Annotated in this window: 18 protein-coding genes; 7 read left to right on the top strand and 11 right to left on the bottom strand. The window is 48.9% G+C overall.

Annotated features, from left to right (window positions below; translation table 11 throughout):
• The first annotated feature begins 285 nt into the window (after nucleotides 1–285).
• Complete coding sequence (locus tag NG833_RS20805) at nucleotides 286–1,476, top strand: SpoIID/LytB domain-containing protein (RefSeq protein WP_254567186.1); 1,191 nt, start codon at nucleotides 286–288, stop codon at nucleotides 1,474–1,476.
• 126 nt (nucleotides 1,477–1,602) lie between these two features.
• A complete protein-coding gene (locus tag NG833_RS20800) occupies nucleotides 1,603–1,830 on the top strand; it encodes a hypothetical protein (protein ID WP_254567185.1) in 228 nt (75 codons plus the stop codon).
• A gap of 217 nt (nucleotides 1,831–2,047) precedes the next feature.
• Here the strand turns inward: NG833_RS20800 and NG833_RS20795 are convergent, their stop codons facing one another.
• Entirely contained in the window at nucleotides 2,048–3,358 is a 1,311-nt protein-coding gene (locus tag NG833_RS20795) for a hypothetical protein (protein ID WP_254567196.1), read from the bottom strand.
• Nucleotides 3,359–3,775: 417 nt separating this feature from the next.
• On the opposite strand from NG833_RS20795, the gene NG833_RS20790 reads away from it, so the two are divergent.
• On the top strand, nucleotides 3,776–4,741 hold the full coding sequence (locus tag NG833_RS20790; protein WP_254567184.1) for a pentapeptide repeat-containing protein: 966 nt from the start codon (nucleotides 3,776–3,778) through the stop codon (nucleotides 4,739–4,741).
• 617 nt (nucleotides 4,742–5,358) lie between these two features.
• Nucleotides 5,359–7,152, top strand: a complete 1,794-nt coding sequence (gene typA, locus NG833_RS20785) for a translational GTPase TypA (RefSeq protein WP_254567183.1) — start codon at nucleotides 5,359–5,361, stop codon at nucleotides 7,150–7,152.
• 148 nt (nucleotides 7,153–7,300) lie between these two features.
• Here typA and NG833_RS20780 read toward each other — a convergent pair whose 3' ends face one another.
• From NG833_RS20780 to NG833_RS20770, 3 genes are all read right to left on the bottom strand, one after another.
• Complete coding sequence (locus tag NG833_RS20780) at nucleotides 7,301–8,524, bottom strand: type IV pilus twitching motility protein PilT (RefSeq protein ID WP_254567182.1); 1,224 nt, start codon at nucleotides 8,522–8,524, stop codon at nucleotides 7,301–7,303.
• Nucleotides 8,525–8,971: 447 nt separating this feature from the next.
• The gene (locus NG833_RS20775; protein ID WP_254567181.1) at nucleotides 8,972–9,694 is read right to left on the bottom strand and encodes a hypothetical protein; all 723 of its coding nucleotides are present in this window, start codon (nucleotides 9,692–9,694) and stop codon (nucleotides 8,972–8,974) included.
• A gap of 474 nt (nucleotides 9,695–10,168) precedes the next feature.
• Nucleotides 10,169–10,696: a tetratricopeptide repeat protein gene (locus tag NG833_RS20770; protein ID WP_254567180.1), complete on the bottom strand. Its 528-nt coding sequence runs from the start codon at nucleotides 10,694–10,696 to the stop codon at nucleotides 10,169–10,171.
• 131 nt (nucleotides 10,697–10,827) lie between these two features.
• On the opposite strand from NG833_RS20770, the gene NG833_RS20765 reads away from it, so the two are divergent.
• A complete protein-coding gene (locus NG833_RS20765; RefSeq protein ID WP_254567179.1) occupies nucleotides 10,828–11,253 on the top strand; it encodes a hypothetical protein in 426 nt (141 codons plus the stop codon).
• A gap of 130 nt (nucleotides 11,254–11,383) precedes the next feature.
• Here the strand turns inward: NG833_RS20765 and NG833_RS20760 are convergent, their stop codons facing one another.
• The 5 genes from NG833_RS20760 to NG833_RS20740 form a co-directional block, all read right to left on the bottom strand.
• Nucleotides 11,384–12,412, bottom strand: coding sequence for a carboxylesterase (locus NG833_RS20760; protein WP_254567178.1), 1,029 nt, complete (start codon nucleotides 12,410–12,412; stop codon nucleotides 11,384–11,386).
• Nucleotides 12,413–12,508: 96 nt separating this feature from the next.
• Nucleotides 12,509–13,405: an acetylglutamate kinase gene (argB, locus tag NG833_RS20755; protein WP_254567177.1), complete on the bottom strand. Its 897-nt coding sequence runs from the start codon at nucleotides 13,403–13,405 to the stop codon at nucleotides 12,509–12,511.
• Between the two features lie 115 nt (nucleotides 13,406–13,520).
• Nucleotides 13,521–14,069, bottom strand: a complete 549-nt coding sequence (locus NG833_RS20750) for a shikimate kinase (protein WP_254567176.1) — start codon at nucleotides 14,067–14,069, stop codon at nucleotides 13,521–13,523.
• Between the two features lie 247 nt (nucleotides 14,070–14,316).
• Nucleotides 14,317–14,709, bottom strand: coding sequence for a hypothetical protein (locus tag NG833_RS20745; protein WP_254567175.1), 393 nt, complete (start codon nucleotides 14,707–14,709; stop codon nucleotides 14,317–14,319).
• A gap of 12 nt (nucleotides 14,710–14,721) precedes the next feature.
• Nucleotides 14,722–15,360, bottom strand: coding sequence for a hypothetical protein (locus NG833_RS20740; RefSeq protein WP_254567174.1), 639 nt, complete (start codon nucleotides 15,358–15,360; stop codon nucleotides 14,722–14,724).
• Between the two features lie 100 nt (nucleotides 15,361–15,460).
• On the opposite strand from NG833_RS20740, the gene NG833_RS20735 reads away from it, so the two are divergent.
• On the top strand, nucleotides 15,461–15,796 hold the full coding sequence (locus NG833_RS20735; protein ID WP_254567173.1) for a DUF6883 domain-containing protein: 336 nt from the start codon (nucleotides 15,461–15,463) through the stop codon (nucleotides 15,794–15,796).
• Nucleotides 15,797–15,811: 15 nt separating this feature from the next.
• Nucleotides 15,812–16,063 (top strand): DUF4926 domain-containing protein, encoded by a 252-nt coding sequence (locus NG833_RS20730; RefSeq protein WP_254567172.1) that lies wholly within the window; start codon nucleotides 15,812–15,814, stop codon nucleotides 16,061–16,063.
• Here the strand turns inward: NG833_RS20730 and NG833_RS20725 are convergent.
• The gene (locus tag NG833_RS20725; protein ID WP_254567171.1) at nucleotides 16,047–16,199 is read right to left on the bottom strand and encodes a type II toxin-antitoxin system VapC family toxin; all 153 of its coding nucleotides are present in this window, start codon (nucleotides 16,197–16,199) and stop codon (nucleotides 16,047–16,049) included. The genes NG833_RS20730 and NG833_RS20725 overlap by 17 nt on opposite strands.
• On the bottom strand, nucleotides 16,199–16,399 hold the full coding sequence (locus NG833_RS20720) for a type II toxin-antitoxin system Phd/YefM family antitoxin (protein ID WP_254567170.1): 201 nt from the start codon (nucleotides 16,397–16,399) through the stop codon (nucleotides 16,199–16,201). The genes NG833_RS20725 and NG833_RS20720 overlap by 1 nt, the downstream gene beginning before the upstream one ends.
• Between the last annotated feature and the right edge of the window lie 148 nt (nucleotides 16,400–16,547).

Below are 16,547 nucleotides of genomic sequence, written 5' to 3'. Positions count from 1 at the left end.
ACTTCCTGCCTACTGGGTTCAACGGGGTTAAATCGAAAATCCCATGAGCCAAGCTCAATCAAACTCACTCAATTTTACCTATCCCTGAGCAAACGCGGGCGGATTAAAATTCAGCCTATAGAATGAGTAAATCTGCCCTCTGATCTCCCCATCTTGCTTGTATGATAGGGGGTTATGACAAGAGATGGCTCAGACTTCGGTAGTGAAGAATGAGCTTGAACCCGATTACCGATTATCTTTTGAACTTTATCCTAGAGGATTCCCTGTTTGAGGAGCTTGCCAACCATGAAACTAGCACCCACCCCAACCCGATTGTTATCTCCACTCAAGCCCTTGTGGGAAAGCCGACACCAGTGGTGGCTGATTGCTTTGATGTGGCTGATGATGGTGGCCCCCGCTCAAGCCAGTTTATTATTGCGAGTCGCGATTAAACAAGATGTCAGCGAAGTGACCATTGGCAGTTCTACTCCAGCTACAGTCTTGGATAGTGCGGGCCGGTCCCTGGGTCAACTGGAGGGAATGCAGGCATCTTTAGCCCGGAGTACGGGATCCGGTGTGGCGATCGAGGGATGGCAAGGCAGCCAAATCGCGATCGAACCCAGTGGTGATGGGTTTGTCTATATTGGCGATCGCTGGTATCGCGGTAATACGGTCCTCGTCCCCACCTCTGGCGGCCTCACGGTGATTAACCAGGTGGACATGGAAGAATATCTCTACAGTGTCTTAGGGGCGGAAATGAGTCCGAGTTGGCCCCTGGAAGCCCTGAAAGCGCAAGCAGTCGCCGCCCGGACTTATGCCCTCTATCAGCGCCAGAAACGCGGGAATTCCCTCTATGACCTGGGGAATGACACCTACTGGCAAGTCTATCAGGGGGTCGAAAAAGAAGCCAATACCACCCAGGCTGCGGTCCAAGCGACTGCCGGACAGGTCCTGGTTTACAATGGTCAACCCATTGAAGCGGTTTTCCACTCCTCCTCGGGGGGACATACGGAAAATGTGGAAGATGTCTGGATGGAACCGCGACCCTATCTACGCGGAGTCCCGGACCATGATGCCGGTTCTCCCGTCTACCAATGGACCGAAACCTTCACCCGCAGTCAACTCAGCAGCCGGATCTCTGGGGTAGGGAATGTCATCTCCATGAGACCCCAGCGCACCAGCCCCCACGGACGGATTCAGTCCATGCTGATTGTGGGAGATGCGGGTCAGCGAACCCTTGATGGAGAAGAGTTACGGCAGGCCCTCAACCTCCGAAGCGCTCGGTTTGTGGTGGTGCCGCAAGGGGGTCCATCGGCGAGTAAAAATACTTTATCCAATATCCCCTCTGGATTTACCATTCAGGGTCGGGGATTTGGTCATGGCATCGGATTAAGTCAGTGGGGGGCTTACAATCTGGCTTCCCAGGGTGTAAATTACCAACAAATCGTCCTCCACTATTACCAAAATGCTACTTTGGCAAAAATTCGTGTAGAGTAAGCTGTTGAGGATTGGCTCACGGAGCCGCTCGACTATTCCGGTTTAATTCCAATTCTCCCCTCTATTTCCCACCGTAAGGGAGCGGGAGATATTTTTTGTCCACCCATCTATAACAGGAGAATCACTGTGCCAAAGTGGGAATACCTTGTTGTTCGATTTGACTACTTTGCCGGTGACCTGTGCGTGCATAGTGCAAACGGACAAGAACTGCGAAATGAACAGAAAAAACAACCGCTTTATGAATATTCCAATCAGATGGGGGAAGAGGGTTGGGAAATGCTCAACTTTAATTTTACCCCAGCCTATGGGTATGGTTTTTTGACCTTCAAACGAATGAAGCAAGAGGAAGGATGAATGGGGAAAATAGGGGAGATTTTCCTCGGGTCATGGCTGAAGTCGTGACACGCACAATCAGAGGCTTCCGCGCCTGTATTGGGACTGGAGGCAGAGCCTCCAAAATGCGTGACTCGGCGGAGCCAAGTCACCAGGAAACGACTGAAGTCGTTACTACAAACTTTCCCATCTCCCCTATCCTCCCCATCTCCCCCATCCTCCCTATCTCCCCCATCCCTCATCCTTCCAAACGCTTGCGCCATTCGGCATCCAGTTTGGCAGAATTTTGGCTTTCTTGCTCGATTAAATCGGTTTCGGTGCTGTAGGCAATATCCCCGCTTTCGATGATGTTTTGGGCGGCAAATTGTTGGGCATAAGCGAGTTTTTTGTGCAATTCATCCGAGGGTTGATTTAGGGCGATCGCCTGTTGTTGTCTAGCTTCATTTCGAGCTTCAACTTTGCGATTCCTTCCTTTCAGCCACAAGTACCGGATTAACGGAACAGACAAAAATGCCACTCCATAGCCAATCAACAGCCAGTAAATTGAGGCGGTAAACGCCACTAATCCCCCAATCTGGGCAGCGATGGCTCCGTCTTGCAATAAATACCCGAGAAAAATTCCTCCCCCAATATTCAACACCCCTAATCCAGCAGCTAGGCTTAATTGACTGGAAGAGGCTTCGCTAAATTTCCAGGTCAATTCCCGTAAATAGGCCGGAACCGCTAAGGTGTTCCGGTGTTGGACTGTGGTCTGCAATTCGGGAAAATGATAGACAATCTGCCCATCGGGACTGACTTCCGGACGACCATTAAATCGCGTCAGCACCGGCAGCATATAATCTTCATATTCCTGGCCATATCCAGTGCCTAAATCATCCAAATAGGGAGCAATTTGTTCGGCAACCACTGCGCCTTGATGATTCCGAATCGTCGCGGCGATCGCCTGCCAGCGTCGTTCCTCTAAATTGGCATTGGGATTCCCATCTCCAAACAAAAATGAAAACACCGACTCCAAAAAATTCATGGATTCTTCTGACGATGAAGAAGCCATCGCTTTTTGTCGTCGTTGCTGCTGATACCGGCCATAGTTCGGATTGAAAAACCAGAAGATGTCTGGACCCCAAAACATTCGCGGGAAAAATATCATCCCCCCGCCTCGGGACCGACTCCGATTGCTGCTGCTATCTTTATTCGCCATCGTCAGCAGAATAAAGATGCTGGCAAAAATAATAAAAATCGACAGGATTAAAATAATCCCAAATGAAATTCGGATCAGGTAGAACAGAATCCGCCAGACCTTTTCCCACCACTCCTGCAATTGAATTCGGAAATACTTATTCCGCAGAGTGGCACGAAATTGTTTGGGAAACTGATAGACAATATCTCCCGTGTCCGCAACTTGTAAATGTCCTCCAGCTTCGGAAGCTAAGGCTAATAATTCTCGCTCGGCGAGATTCACTTGCAGTCCTGCGCTGGTTGCCACGTCACCGACAGTGACGCGATAATCCAGCTTTTCGACAGCCTGCATTACTGTGGGATTTAGAGCCATATTCTGCCCTCGTTGAATTTCCCGATCTTCTTCTAGTATAGGATTTTCCGGAGTGGGGCGGAGCATGAACCAATGCTACCCTCAAATTATCCGGAATCCGATACTGATTGGTTTAACCCGCACCCTGAAGGGTGGGGCTATACGGACGAAGCCCGCCTGCGCGGGCTCAAGAGGAGTATCATCCCTCGGCTTTAACCCGCACCCTCAAGGGTGGGGCTATACGGACGAAGCCCGCCTGCGCGGGCTAATCTAGGACTTGGGATCAACCGGGTTTCTGACCCTAATTGGGTGGCTCCTTCCCCAATACTCTTCAGCCTGCGCAGGCAGGCTTTGTCCGTGTAGCCCCACCCTTGAGGGTGCGGGTTTTTATAGACTTTAAATACCGGATTTCACACTCACTCAGGAGACAGGAACACCATGAAACGGACGATCGCACCAAAACAGTTCGCAGCAACGCTGTTATCCGCTGCTGCTGCGGCATTACTTCCCTTCGCCTTTCCCCGTCCCGCCTTCGGGGTGAATCCCGATCATGTCCTCCAGTTATTCCGCACCAATGAATGTATGGGATGCGACTTGATTGGGGCGGACTTGCGCGGGGCCAATCTCGCCGGGGCCAATTTACTCGGGGCGGATTTACGCGGGGCCAATCTTACGGAGTCGGATCTCAGTCGGGCGGATTTACGCGGGGCCATTCTGCGCTGGGCCGATTTTTCTGGGGCCAATCTGAGTGAAGCGCGGTTTGTGCGACCCCTTCCCTCGACGATTCGCCGCGATCGCATTACCTCGGTTAACCCCCCGTTAGTCATCTCGCAACTCACGGCAGCAGACTTGCGCGATGCCATTCTAAATGGGACCAATCTTCATAAAGCCAATTTAAACGGGGCTAATCTCGTCCGTGCAGATTTGAGAAATGCCAACCTCACCCAAGCGGATTTATCCACCGCCAATGTCCGCGCTGCCAACCTCTCCGGGGCGAATCTGCGAGGGGCACGGTTACTCACCACCAAGCTCAATGGTACAGATTTGAGCTTTGCCGACTTGAGTTTTACCGAACTCAGCGGGGCCTATTTGATAGATGCCAATCTCCAACAAGCCAGTCTGCGCGGGGCCAATTTATCGGCGATCGAACCCACGGGTCCTCAATGTCCCGGGGCCACTTGTAAGGTTTCGCCGACTTACCTAGACCGGGCCAATTTACTAGGGGCCGATTTACGCGGGGCCAATTTCACCGGGGCCAGTTTAGAACGGGCGACCCTCCAAAATGCCAATTTATATGGGGCAAATCTCACCCGGGCGCGTCTGGGAGAGGCTAATTTGGAAAATGTGGATTTATTCAATGCCAATCTCAACGACGCGCAACTAAGTCTAACTCCTCAGCGGTAGAGGCGCTTCTTGAAGCGCCTCTATAGGCGGGGGTTTTAACCCTAGCCCTGTCAAGGTGGATTGATTTGTAGGGGCGCTTCTCGAAGCGCCCCTACAAGAAATAATGATTTTTCATCATCAAATTTACCTCTTGGACAGGCGCTTCTCGAAGCGCCCCTACAAGAAATAATGATTTTTCGTCATCAAATTTACCTCTTGGACAGGCGCTTCTCGAAGCGCCCCTACAGGAAATAACGATTTTTCGTCATTAAATTTACCTCTTGGACAGGCGCTTCTCGAAGCGCCCCTACAGGAAATAACGATTTTTCGTCATTAAATTTATCACCTTGACAGGGCTAGGGTTAAAACCCCCGCCTAATAGCTAAAGTCGTCTTTAGACGACTGCAAGTCTTATGCTGTGGTGTTTTTAGTCGGTTTTAACCGACGTAGTGGCGCTTCGCGAAGCGCCACTACAGGCGGGGGTTAAAGCCCCCGCCGGTTGTTGCCATTGGAAATCAGGAAAGACAAAAAATTAGATATCGCATCTGCAATCTCGATTAAGATGCGCTAGAATTGTAAAGAAATATAAATGCAATCTGCTTTACTTTTTCTGCAATTTCGCATCCCTGACGCAATTTATGAGTCTTCCCATTCGCAACCTCGCAATCATCGCCCACGTCGATCACGGTAAAACCACCCTCGTTGACGCTCTCCTCAAACAATCTGGCATCTTCCGCGAAGGGGAAGAGGTTCCTGATTGCGTCATGGACTCCAATGACTTAGAACGGGAGCGCGGCATTACCATTCTCTCCAAAAATACTGCCGTTCGCTACAAAGAAACGTTAATCAATATCGTCGATACCCCCGGTCACGCTGACTTTGGCGGCGAAGTAGAACGGGTTCTGGGTATGGTGGATGGCTGTCTGCTGATTGTGGACGCCAATGAAGGTCCCATGCCTCAAACTCGCTTTGTGTTGAAAAAAGCCTTAGAAAAAGGGCTACGCCCGATTGTGGTGATCAACAAAATTGACCGACCCCAAGCTGACCCCCACGTCGCAGTGGATAAAGTCCTAGATTTATTCATCGAACTCGGTGCTGATGATGATCAGTGCGAGTTCCCCTACCTGTTTGCCTCGGGTATGTCGGGATATGCCAAAACCGATATGGAAGCAGAAGGGGTGGATATGCAGCCCTTGTTTGACCTGATTCTCGATCGCGTTCCGCCTCCGGTAGGAGACCCCACCAAACCCCTCCAGTTACAAGTCACGACTCTGGACTATTCCGAATATGTAGGCCGGATTGTCATCGGTCGGATTCATAATGGGGTGATTAAAGCCGGACAACAGGCGGCTTTGGTGAAGGAAGGGGGCGAAATTGTTAAGTCCAAAATCACCAAATTAATGGGATTTGAAGGACTCAATCGCGTGGATATGCCAGAAGCTTCAGCGGGTTATATTGTCGCTGTTGCAGGGTTTGCTGATGCCAATATTGGGGAAACCATTACTTGTCCCAATGAACCCCAAGCGTTACCTCTAATTAAGGTGGATGAACCCACGTTACAGATGACCTTCTGGGTGAACGATTCTCCCTTTGCCGGACAAGAAGGCACCTTCGTTACCTCTCGGCAATTGCGCGATCGCCTCCTGCGAGAACTGGAAACCAACGTCGCCCTCCGCGTCGAAGAAACCGACTCCCCGGATAAATTCCTCGTCTCTGGACGGGGTGAATTGCACCTGGGTATCCTAATCGAAACCATGCGTCGGGAAGGCTACGAATTCCAAGTTTCCCAACCCCAAGTAATCTACCGCGAAATCAACGGTCAACCCTGTGAACCGTTTGAATGTCTGGTTCTGGACGTTCCCGAAGAAGGGGTGGGTGGTTGTATGCAGCGCCTGGGCGAACGACGGGGCGAAATGCAAGATATGCGCGTGAGTGCCACGGGACGCACTCAATTGGAATTTGCCATTCCTGCCCGGGGTTTAATCGGGTTCCGAGGTGAGTTTATGCGTCTGACTCGCGGGGCGGGAATTATGAACCATAGCTTCCTGGATTATCGCCCACTCGCCGGAGATATTGAAGCCCGTCGCAACGGTGTGATTATTGCCTTTGATGAAGGAACGGCGACGTTCTACGCCTTGAAAAATGCTGAGGACCGAGGAGTATTCTTTATTACTCCGGGGACGAAAGTATATAAAGGCATGATTGTCGGGGAACATAACCGTCCTCAAGATTTAGATTTGAACGTCTCGAAGACGAAGCAGTTAACTAACGTGCGGTCTTCGACGGGAGATGAACTGGTGCAGTTACAAGCGCCGGTGGAAATGAGTTTAGAACGGGCCCTAGAATACATCGGTCCCGAAGAGTTGTTAGAAGTTACCCCGGAATCGATTCGCTTGCGGAAGATGTCGATTAAGAAGTTAGCAAAACGCTAAGTTATCGGATGTATATATAGCGGGCAGGCTCAAGCCTGCCGCTATACGAACAAAGCCCGCCTACGCGGGCTCTTTTATTGGATGTGATAATTTCAGTCGTTCTCTTCGTTCGTAGTAACGACTTCAGTCGTTCTCTTCCTCCAGAGAATCAAGCAAAATCCCGAGGCGATCGCGAGGCATCAAATCCGCCAGTCCGAATCAAACGATCCAATTCACCGGGATCCGGAGAATGCATCTCAGCGACTTCGATCGCCACCCGACCTTCCATGACTTTGCGATACAAATCCTGATTCATCACCTGCATTCCCTCATAAGTATCCGATCGCATTAAGGCAAAAGCCCCATCATCATCTCCCTTATATAAGTAATCCTGCATGGTGGTGGTATTGATTAACACATCATTAATCGTCGTCCGTCCTCCATCAGTGGTGGGAAGCAACAATTGGGCGACTACCGCATACAATGTTTCCACAATCTGAATGCGGATTGCAGGTTGTTCTTCAGGATTGAACAAGTTTAACAGGCGGTTAATGGCGCTGATGGCGGTGCGGGTATGGAGGGTTCCTAAGACTAAGTGGCCGGTTTGCGCTGCTTGGAGGGCGATATTCACCGTGAGGCGATCGCGCATTTCCCCAATCAGAATCACATCCGGGTCCTCCCGCAAGGCCGATCGCAAGCTGCTGTGGAAATCATCCGTATGCAGTCCCACTTCCCGTTGCGAGATCAGGCAACTTTTTGAGGCATGGACATATTCAATCGGGTCCTCGATGGAAATAACGTGCTTATAGCTGCTTTCGTTTAAACAGCGAATCATCGCCGCCATTGTCGTCGATTTACCCGAACCCGTCGGACCCGTCACCAACACCAACCCTTGGGAATGGGAAATCACTTTTTTCAGGACTTCGGGGAGGCGCAGTTCATCAATGGAGGGAACATGGAGGTCAATCAAGCGCAGGACCATCGCCCCACCCATCAGGGTTTCAAAGCAATTCACCCGACAGCGAATAAAGCCGGGGTAGAAAATGGCGGTATCCAGTTCTTTGGTTTTAGCAAATTGGGACCGCTGGGACGGGGTGAGAATTTCGTTCAGATATTCGTTAAACTTTTCCGGGGTTAAACGTTCTTGTTCGAGGGCTTCGCGCATTTGTCCCCGGATTCTGAATCGCGGGATTTCTCCAACGCGAATGTGAATATCCGAGGCTTTGCAACTATGGGCTTGTTCGACCAGGGCTTTGATATAATTAGTGGGAGTTAGCGCCGGTTGCGCGGCGTTTCGGTTGGAGAGACCGGAGGGAGGCGGCGGTGGGGGTGGCAGCACTCTTGGCGGTCCGCTTGATTTCTGGCGTTTGATAGCGCTATTGGTAATTGACATTTTTTTTCTCCTAAAATTGGCGATCGCCCCTGATTTTTCCTAAAAATGAGTAAAAATACCGTTGGCCGGTGTAGATATTGGGTAGGCCGGTCAATGTTTGGTTGTATTTACTGAATATTGTAGAAAATTTTTTGAGAATTGGTGGGTCAGGTTTAGGGGTTGCTACTTTGGATCAAGCTCTCCCCTAGCTTGGGGTAAGTATGCATAAATAGCAGATGAATCGCATCTATCAAAAGTGGGGACTAAAGTCGGCAAAATCAGTCAGAATTCGGGTCAGAAATGAGGTCCAAATGATAGAGTCATGGGGATCCGCCAGCCTGGTCCTTGTGCCTCCGGGATTGAGTTAAGGTATCGGTTTACCGGGAGGGAAGGCGTTAGGTGCGGTGTGGTGTTGGCAGGGGTCACGCTTCAGGATAAGTCAAGATTCCCCCAATCTACGCTCAGGAGTTAGAAAACCGGCACATCGCGATCGTCGGCGTGAGGGGGTTTATAAATATACTCTCGGTCAAACTGTAAATCTTTTGCTAACTCTCCTAGGGTTTCTATCTTTTCGAGTTTGAAGACTTCAAAGATATAATCTAAAATTTTGTCCTCACTTAAATTGGCTTTGGTATAGTAATAGCTTCCCGTAACATCCCGGTTAATCAGTTTTTCTTGAATTAGTTTTTCACGAACGGGTTTAATATAACGATAAAATATCATGACTTGAGTGCCGTAGCGACCTTGAATTTCAAAGAAGCGCTGTTGTTCAATAAAACTCATGGTGAAAATGATTTTAAGCACTTCTATGCCAACAATGAAATTTAAAAGATGAGTTAAATAGTCGGTGGTCAAGTTTTCTGGAACGGTTCCCGTTAGCAAATAATACCGATAATAATATTCAGCAATTCTTTTGGATTCTCCACTTTCATCAACGCCAAAATAATTGAGGACCGTATGAATGCGGTCATGGAGATAATTTTGAGTTTTTTCGGCTAAACTGACTAATTCGGATTGGATTAAATCATTTAACGCCTGATGTTGCTGTTCCGGAGAAATACAAGCAAATAAGGTTAAAGAATTTAATAAATAGCGACGGGTACTCGGTGTTTTGGTGCGAAATTCTGCTAAGAAAGATTCCGGAATCACGTGACCTTTATCGAAGCGTTTATGTCTAAATTCTTGAGTCATAGCATAAATCCTTGACGGCAGCGCTCATGAGTGGATAAAGCGGATGAAAGAGCCAAGATTTGGGTTGATCCTTGTCGAGCCGGTCGGAACGATTTCACTCAACAGCACCGGGTGACTTCAACCGGGTGCCACACCGATCCGGATCAGGAGGAATTCCGCTAAGGAAACCCCGGACCCCGAAGCTTGGAGGCATATCATGACAGGGTTCCAATGCTGAGGGATTGCGAAAGCGGGTTGAATCAGCCGGAATCGGAGAAACCGCGATCGCAACACTCGGGTGACCCGGGTCTAGCTTGATTCAGGATTGAGGATTTGGCCTCTGTGCCGATGGGTTGCGGGTTATGGGGAACTTGGGTATGCCGTTAACCGAAGAATAGAACGCACCTATGCTGATCTTACCTTATTTGAGGACGGTTTGAAGGGGCTGGAGAATGCTAGAGTCCCTGGGTTGGAAACGATGCGCCAGATTAGCTGTTAGCTGAACCAGAGCAATCCCCCCACCAGTAAAGCGATCGCCACCATTGCCACCCACTCAAATCCATTGTCTTGGGTATTGATTTGGGAGAGGTCCTCAAACGGTAGTTCCGATTCGGAGGATTTGGGTTTTGGCTTTTTTGCCGTTGCCGTCATACTGACTTGAGCAATTTTTGAGTTCCCCTCATCCAGGGTACTCATATCCGGAATTTCCACTCTCCATTCGGGACGGGATTTGAGTTCTGGCGCTTCTAAAATATAGATTAAGCGTTTGGCTTGTTTGCGAGTTTCGATGCTAGGATGGCGCAGGAGAGTTCGGCATAAGGCAGTCGCCTCGGAGGATTGTCCTGCCGCCTGGTAAGCGGTGACCAACCACATCAGGGTTTCTCCCCCTAATCGGGAATTGCGATCGACCAATTGACTCGCTTTTGCTAAGAATTGCACCGCTTCTCGATACTGGCCTCGCTCAAAGGCATTTTTGCCAGTCTGGTACTCGATCTTAAATTGCTCTAAGGGTTCTGTACTCACGATTTTTCTATAAAATGTCGCTGTTGATTGCTGAAGAAGCTAATCTACTGAATCATTTTAGCGTTACTTCGCGTCACCGAACCTGGCACTGGATTTGATTGATTTGGTTTATCCCCTTTTGAGGCAAAACAATGTTTGAGAAATTTCGTTCGTTTAGAGCGTCTCATCCCCTGGCGATCGCCTTGACACCGATGGCGATCGCTGCTGGAGTCTTTCAGTTTAACACCCCCTCCGCTCAGGCCAATGTATCCATCGTGATTGACCGGGGAATTTCCATTCAGGTGGGACAACCCAGAACGGTCCAATATGGTCACCCCGGGGTCTATCCCGGACAATATAATCCCTATTATCCTCCGAATTATTATCCCCAATCTTATCCCCAACGAGGACAACCGACGATTCGGAATTCTACCCTGATTAATCCCACCGTGATTGATTCGCGCATCGAAAATTCTACCCTGATTAATCCGGTGATTATTGATTCCCAACACCGTAACCGTCTCCTGGTTCAACCTCGCACGAATCGGGTCCGGGGAGTGCTTCCCAGTTCATTGTAAATTTCTGGGGCTTTTAGGGATTAAATCCGACAGATAACTCTGCCGGATTTTTTATGCCACTGAAATTTCAATCGTTACGCCTTCACCGGGGTTAACTGAAGAGATAGAGCAATCCTGACGGGGGAGAAACTTAAGCGCGACGCAACCGAGGATTTCGTTCCATCACCAGAGAACGTTTATCCAGCAAAGTCATGAAAATTGGCAGTTCTGGCGCAGCGCGATCGCCTAAATTCAGAGTCCGAACTGCCGCATCAAACGTCTCCCCTCGGGTCATCCGTTCGGCAATATCCCCAATTTCATCCCAAGTTAAATCACTGTCAATATAGGATTTTGCCATCGCAATCAACATCGACTCATGAGGATTTCCCTCCCCTTGGGTCATCATCGTGTGAGGAATATCCAAAACCCGGTCAAAAATATGATACCAACTCCGGGGTGCGAAGCGGGAAACTGACTCAAATAAGGTGCGATGTTCCCGATGACCTACCGCGCGATCGCTCTCACTCGACACAATAAACATCGGTGCAGACGCTTCTCGTTTCGCCCGATTCAGAACCTCTCCCCCCATCAACAGCACCGTTTTCAGGGCTTCCACTTCAAATCCATCGTACCCATACCGTGCCTGTCCGGGTCTCGGCGCACCCCAATCACAATAGTCCGGGGTCAGCTTTCGCACAAACAAATCCAAAACCCGACTACTACTGCTCAAATAGGGCGCAAATAACAAACAACCGGCAATCTCGCGGCAGCGTTCCAAGGCCAACCATGCCGCTACCGTACCCCCACCGGATAACCCACCGATATACACCTCTTCCCCCAACTCTTGAGCGCGATCGAGCCATTCCTGGGCAAAATTTTGATACACTGCTGCTGTAGTCGGTAATGGCGGTGGATTCTGGCGACTCCAATTCCCTCCATGACCATGACCGGGCATTAAGGGGACTAAAACATTGTAACCCGCCTTAAAAAATGCTTCCCCCATCGGCACAAACTGCCAGGGTGCAGCAGTAAATCCGTGAAAGAACAGTAACACTTTTTTAGTCCGGCGAGGATGGAGAAAAAAGCGCGATCGGCAATGTTCATTCAACAGAGGGAGTGCATCTTCACGGCGTTTGGAATTGCAAACAAAGTCGGCGATCGAACCACAGTAATTCAACATTTAAACACCCGGTACAGTCAGAAGGATCAAGGATATATAGCTATTTCATCCTTCTGACTCGGCAATCCTGATATAATGAAAAATCGCTGTTGAACTTTACCGCTGGTATCCTGAAGCGACAATCATCGAACCAATCCCCGTATCGGTTAAAATTTCCAACAACAGGGAGTGATTAATCCGACCATCAATAATGTGAGCCGCTCTCACCCCTTGGGCCAAACTCCTTACACAACAGGTCACCTTGGGAATCATCCCCCCGGAAACCACCCCGTTATTCATCAGTTCCCGCGCTTGTTGAATATCCAGTTGCGCCAGTAGGGTAGAAGGGTCCTTGGGATCTTGTAAAATTCCGGCAGTGTCCGTCATTAAGATTAATTTTTCCGCACCCAAGGCCGCAGCCAGTTCTCCGGCGATCGTATCTGCATTAATATTATACGATTGACCCTCCTCATCCGCTGCTACACTGGAGACTACGGGAATATAGCCAGATTTGACTAAGGAATCTAAAATTTGGGGATTCACCGAACTCACTTCCCCGACAAAGCCAATTCCTTCATCCCCTTGAGGACGTGCGGTAATTAAATTCCCATCCTTCCCGCACAATCCGACCGCTAAACCCCCCGCTTGATTAATCAAGGCGACAATTTCCTTGTTCACCCGGCCTACTAACACCATCTCCACCACATCCATTGTCGGCGCATCGGTGACCCGTAGACCATTTTTAAATTGGGGCTCGATGCCGAGTTTGTCCAACCAGCTATTGATTTCCGGACCGCCACCGTGGACGAGGACAGGCCGGACCCCCACACAGGCCAAAAACACCAAATCCCGCATTACTTGGTCCTTGAGGGTGCTGTCTTTCATGGCTGCACCCCCATATTTGACCACAATGGTCCGTCCGGCAAATTGCTGGATATAGGGGAGGGCTTCACTAAGCACCTTCACCCGCATTGCTTCCGTTTCTTGTTGGCTGAGTTCTTTTTCGGTCAGCATAGGTATTCCCTGAAAATAGGTCACTCCTAGCTTATGGCAATTTTTCAACCCTGAGAATCATCCAAAAAATTTGGGTTGAGGGGAATCGAGGGATTTGCTACAGGAAGGGGAGGATTTAGTTCTGATTGACACGGTGTTTGAGGATTTTGGCAATTTCGCTTAAAACTCCCGTAGCGATTTGTTCTGGGGTATCTTCAGGACCGACAATCACGCGCACATCGGCCTGGGAGTAAAGGGATTGGCGTTGGTCAAGGAGCGATCGCAGTTTAGCCATTGGGTCAGGGTCTCTTAACAATGGCCGGGTGGTATCCCCCTCCAAGCGCTGATAAAGTTGCTCTACCGGGACATCCAACCACACCACCACCCCATGTTGCAAATAACTCCAGTTTTGCCGGTTCAGGATAATCCCTCCCCCCGTAGCGACAACCAGACGGGTATAGGCGCATAATTCGCTCAACACCTTGGTTTCCAGTTCCCGAAACGCCGCCTCGCCACTTTCGGCAAAAATGTCAGGGATAGACTGACCCGCCACCTGTTCAATCAGGCGATCGGTGTCAAAATAACGATACTCCAATTGAGGGGCTAGAATTTGGGCAACGGTGGTTTTTCCAGACCCCATCATCCCGACGAGATAGAGATTGCATCCTTTGAGAAACTGATTCACGATACTTGCTTAAGGCAGGGCGAGGTTATTTTTACCATTGTTGGGGGTCGCAAATCAAGGGGAGGAATAGTTATCCTCGTTCCCGGGCTCTGCCTCCTCCTCTGTCATCTTTTATTCTGAGATTGATGGCAACGCTTACCTTTTTCTCCACATGATTGTATTCCTCGGGGGCAAAAATGCGATCGCTTGCTGGAGTAGGTTGGGAATTGCTCGGAGGGGATGAGTGCCTTTGTGCTTCAGTCAAAGGTTAAAGAGAGGGGTTCGCATTGATGAATGGAGAGTGAATATCAATCTGCCAATTTTCATCGATAAATTCCAGATTTTCATCATAAATTAGCATCAGTTCACCGATACGCGGGTTACCGCAGATTGTTGCGGGGGAGATTTCCGCTGAATTGAGAACAAATTTCAGTTGGATCCGGCGTTTGTCCCCCTGCAAGGCGATCGCTCGGGTGACTAATTCAGGCGAAAGAGGACGAGGCAAGGTGACTGCTTCATAAAATTGGTCCGATTCATCCCAATACCCCGCTATTTTATAATCGGATAATTCCAGATGCTCAAGAACCAACGCATGAGCATCAAGATGGGTAAAAATTTCAGATAAATCCTGCCAAACTTGATGATTTTTTAAGGGAACCATAGTTTTTATTCCTTAATGTTCTGTAGTAGTATAACCGGGAAAGTGTAAAACGCCATCGATAATTTTTCCATGAAATCGGCGATCGCCGCCTTTTCCTAAAACTTTGGACTTCAAATCGTAACCTTCCACTTCAGAAGTAACTAAACCCATATTCCCCCGAGGGGTTACCCTTCCTTTTTCAATCGCTTTTAAATGTTTGTTAGTCGTCCCATCATATTGCTCTCCTTGATTAATTTGCTTTGTACCAAAAGAAACAAGCATCTTATTCTGGGTCGTATAGACACGATCCGGCTGTATTTCCGACCAACTAGCGGGTAAACTTTTACTTTTAAATGCCTCTGTGTCGTTCAAACCATCGATCAGTGTAGCATCCAGTCTCAAATCACCTATGGTTGGCAAGAATTTACCCCCACCGCCAGAGCGTTGCCGGTTGAGATATTCCCCTACTGTTTGCGCCACATTTCGCAGAAGAACCGCTTGATTCTCTTTCCCTACCTGCTGCAACTTTTGCGCCTCCTGTTCGCATAATCGAACAAATTCCTCATCCACTAACTCGAACTGTTGCTTAAGGATTTGCGGTCCCTCGCCACTGGGACAGGTTAGGAGTTGTTGAATCAGGTTGCGAGAGGCTTCGATGCGTTCTTCGTTCATGGCAGGGGATACAGTAGGGGGATAGTTGTTATTATAACCCAACCTAACTGACGGGATTTTGAGATAAACTTCAGGGGTACTGGTTTAACCTTTTCACCTGATGCTCATTCCCTACGCTGAGAACGCAGTGGTCGATATTCGTAAACTCCGGGACTACTGCCTTAACTTAGAACATAATGATGGCAAGCACAAGGCGCGGCTGTTTTTGTCTATTCTGGGGATGAGTGCCGATGATGCAGAAGCCTTACGCCAAATTTTGCTAGAGGTTGTTAACACTCAAGAAGCACAACTCGGCAGACTCGATGACTTTGGTCAACGTTACACCCTTGATTTTACAATGGAATGGCAGGACAAAAAGGCAACCCTTCGCAGTGGTTGGATTATCGAGGCTGGTTCCAATATCCCTAAGTTAACGACCTGTTACCCATTATCCTAATTAGAGGTAAAATTGATGAAACTCAACCAAATTCAGTTATTAGATATAGTCGCTCTTACTGTTGATATTCCTCAATACAATTTATGGCAGGGACAAGTGGGAACTGTGGTAGAAATTTTGGCAGATGGTGCGGCGTTTGAAGTGGAATTTACCGACTCTCGCACAGGTCAAACTTATGAATCTGTTGGTTTACGTCGGGAGCAAATTATGGTGTTACATTTTGAGCCAGTATCTCCAGATGCCAATGCAGCTATGCTGCCGGTCTAACCGTTTCCCACACGCTGGCTACACTAATCAATTTTTGATTTTGATTGTCTTCTATCAACAGGCGAGCTTTATCGCTCAATTTAGGGTTTCCCATGAAAAACCACAGCAAAGTATGAGTATCAAGGAGTAAACGCATTACATATACTCCTGAAAATCATCTAAGGGTTCATCGAAGTCAGCAGATAGGGCAATTTTGCCTCGATCGCAGCCAAATAAAGGGGGACGTTGGCTAGGAATGGGGCAGGGGGCAATTTTAATCTGTTGCTGATTGTTTTTAGTAATCAGAATCTCTTCTCCGGCAAAAGCCTTTTCCAAGAGTTCAGGGAGTTTAGTCAAGGCTTGGTTTAGGGTATTCCAACAAATAAATCATCCTTGCTTTGATGCGATCGCACCTAACAAGGCTCTTTTAGCCCGCGCAGGCGGGCTTTGTCCGTGTAGCCCCACCCTTCAGGGTGCGGGTTTTTTGAAGGTTTTATTTTTTGGA

Source organism: Oscillatoria sp. HE19RPO (assembly GCF_024220515.1).
Classification (GTDB): Bacteria; Cyanobacteriota; Cyanobacteriia; order Cyanobacteriales; family Laspinemataceae; genus Laspinema.
This window is presented reverse-complemented; position numbering and strand designations above follow the sequence as displayed.

Coding starts and splice junctions, on each gene's coding strand:
- NG833_RS20805 (WP_254567186.1), top strand. CDS start 286: ATGAAACTAGCACCCACCCCAACCCGATTGTTATCTCCACTCAAGCCC.
- NG833_RS20765 (WP_254567179.1), top strand. CDS start 10,828: ATGTTTGAGAAATTTCGTTCGTTTAGAGCGTCTCATCCCCTGGCGATC.
- NG833_RS20745 (WP_254567175.1), bottom strand. CDS start 14,709: ATGGTTCCCTTAAAAAATCATCAAGTTTGGCAGGATTTATCTGAAATT.
- NG833_RS20740 (WP_254567174.1), bottom strand. CDS start 15,360: ATGAACGAAGAACGCATCGAAGCCTCTCGCAACCTGATTCAACAACTC.
- NG833_RS20730 (WP_254567172.1), top strand. CDS start 15,812: ATGAAACTCAACCAAATTCAGTTATTAGATATAGTCGCTCTTACTGTT.
- NG833_RS20790 (WP_254567184.1), top strand. CDS start 3,776: ATGAAACGGACGATCGCACCAAAACAGTTCGCAGCAACGCTGTTATCC.
- argB (WP_254567177.1), bottom strand. CDS start 13,405: ATGCTGACCGAAAAAGAACTCAGCCAACAAGAAACGGAAGCAATGCGG.
- NG833_RS20725 (WP_254567171.1), bottom strand. CDS start 16,199: ATGCGTTTACTCCTTGATACTCATACTTTGCTGTGGTTTTTCATGGGA.
- NG833_RS20780 (WP_254567182.1), bottom strand. CDS start 8,524: ATGTCAATTACCAATAGCGCTATCAAACGCCAGAAATCAAGCGGACCG.
- typA (WP_254567183.1), top strand. CDS start 5,359: ATGAGTCTTCCCATTCGCAACCTCGCAATCATCGCCCACGTCGATCAC.
- NG833_RS20735 (WP_254567173.1), top strand. CDS start 15,461: ATGCTCATTCCCTACGCTGAGAACGCAGTGGTCGATATTCGTAAACTC.
- NG833_RS20795 (WP_254567196.1), bottom strand. CDS start 3,358: ATGGCTCTAAATCCCACAGTAATGCAGGCTGTCGAAAAGCTGGATTAT.
- NG833_RS20775 (WP_254567181.1), bottom strand. CDS start 9,694: ATGACTCAAGAATTTAGACATAAACGCTTCGATAAAGGTCACGTGATT.
- NG833_RS20760 (WP_254567178.1), bottom strand. CDS start 12,412: ATGTTGAATTACTGTGGTTCGATCGCCGACTTTGTTTGCAATTCCAAA.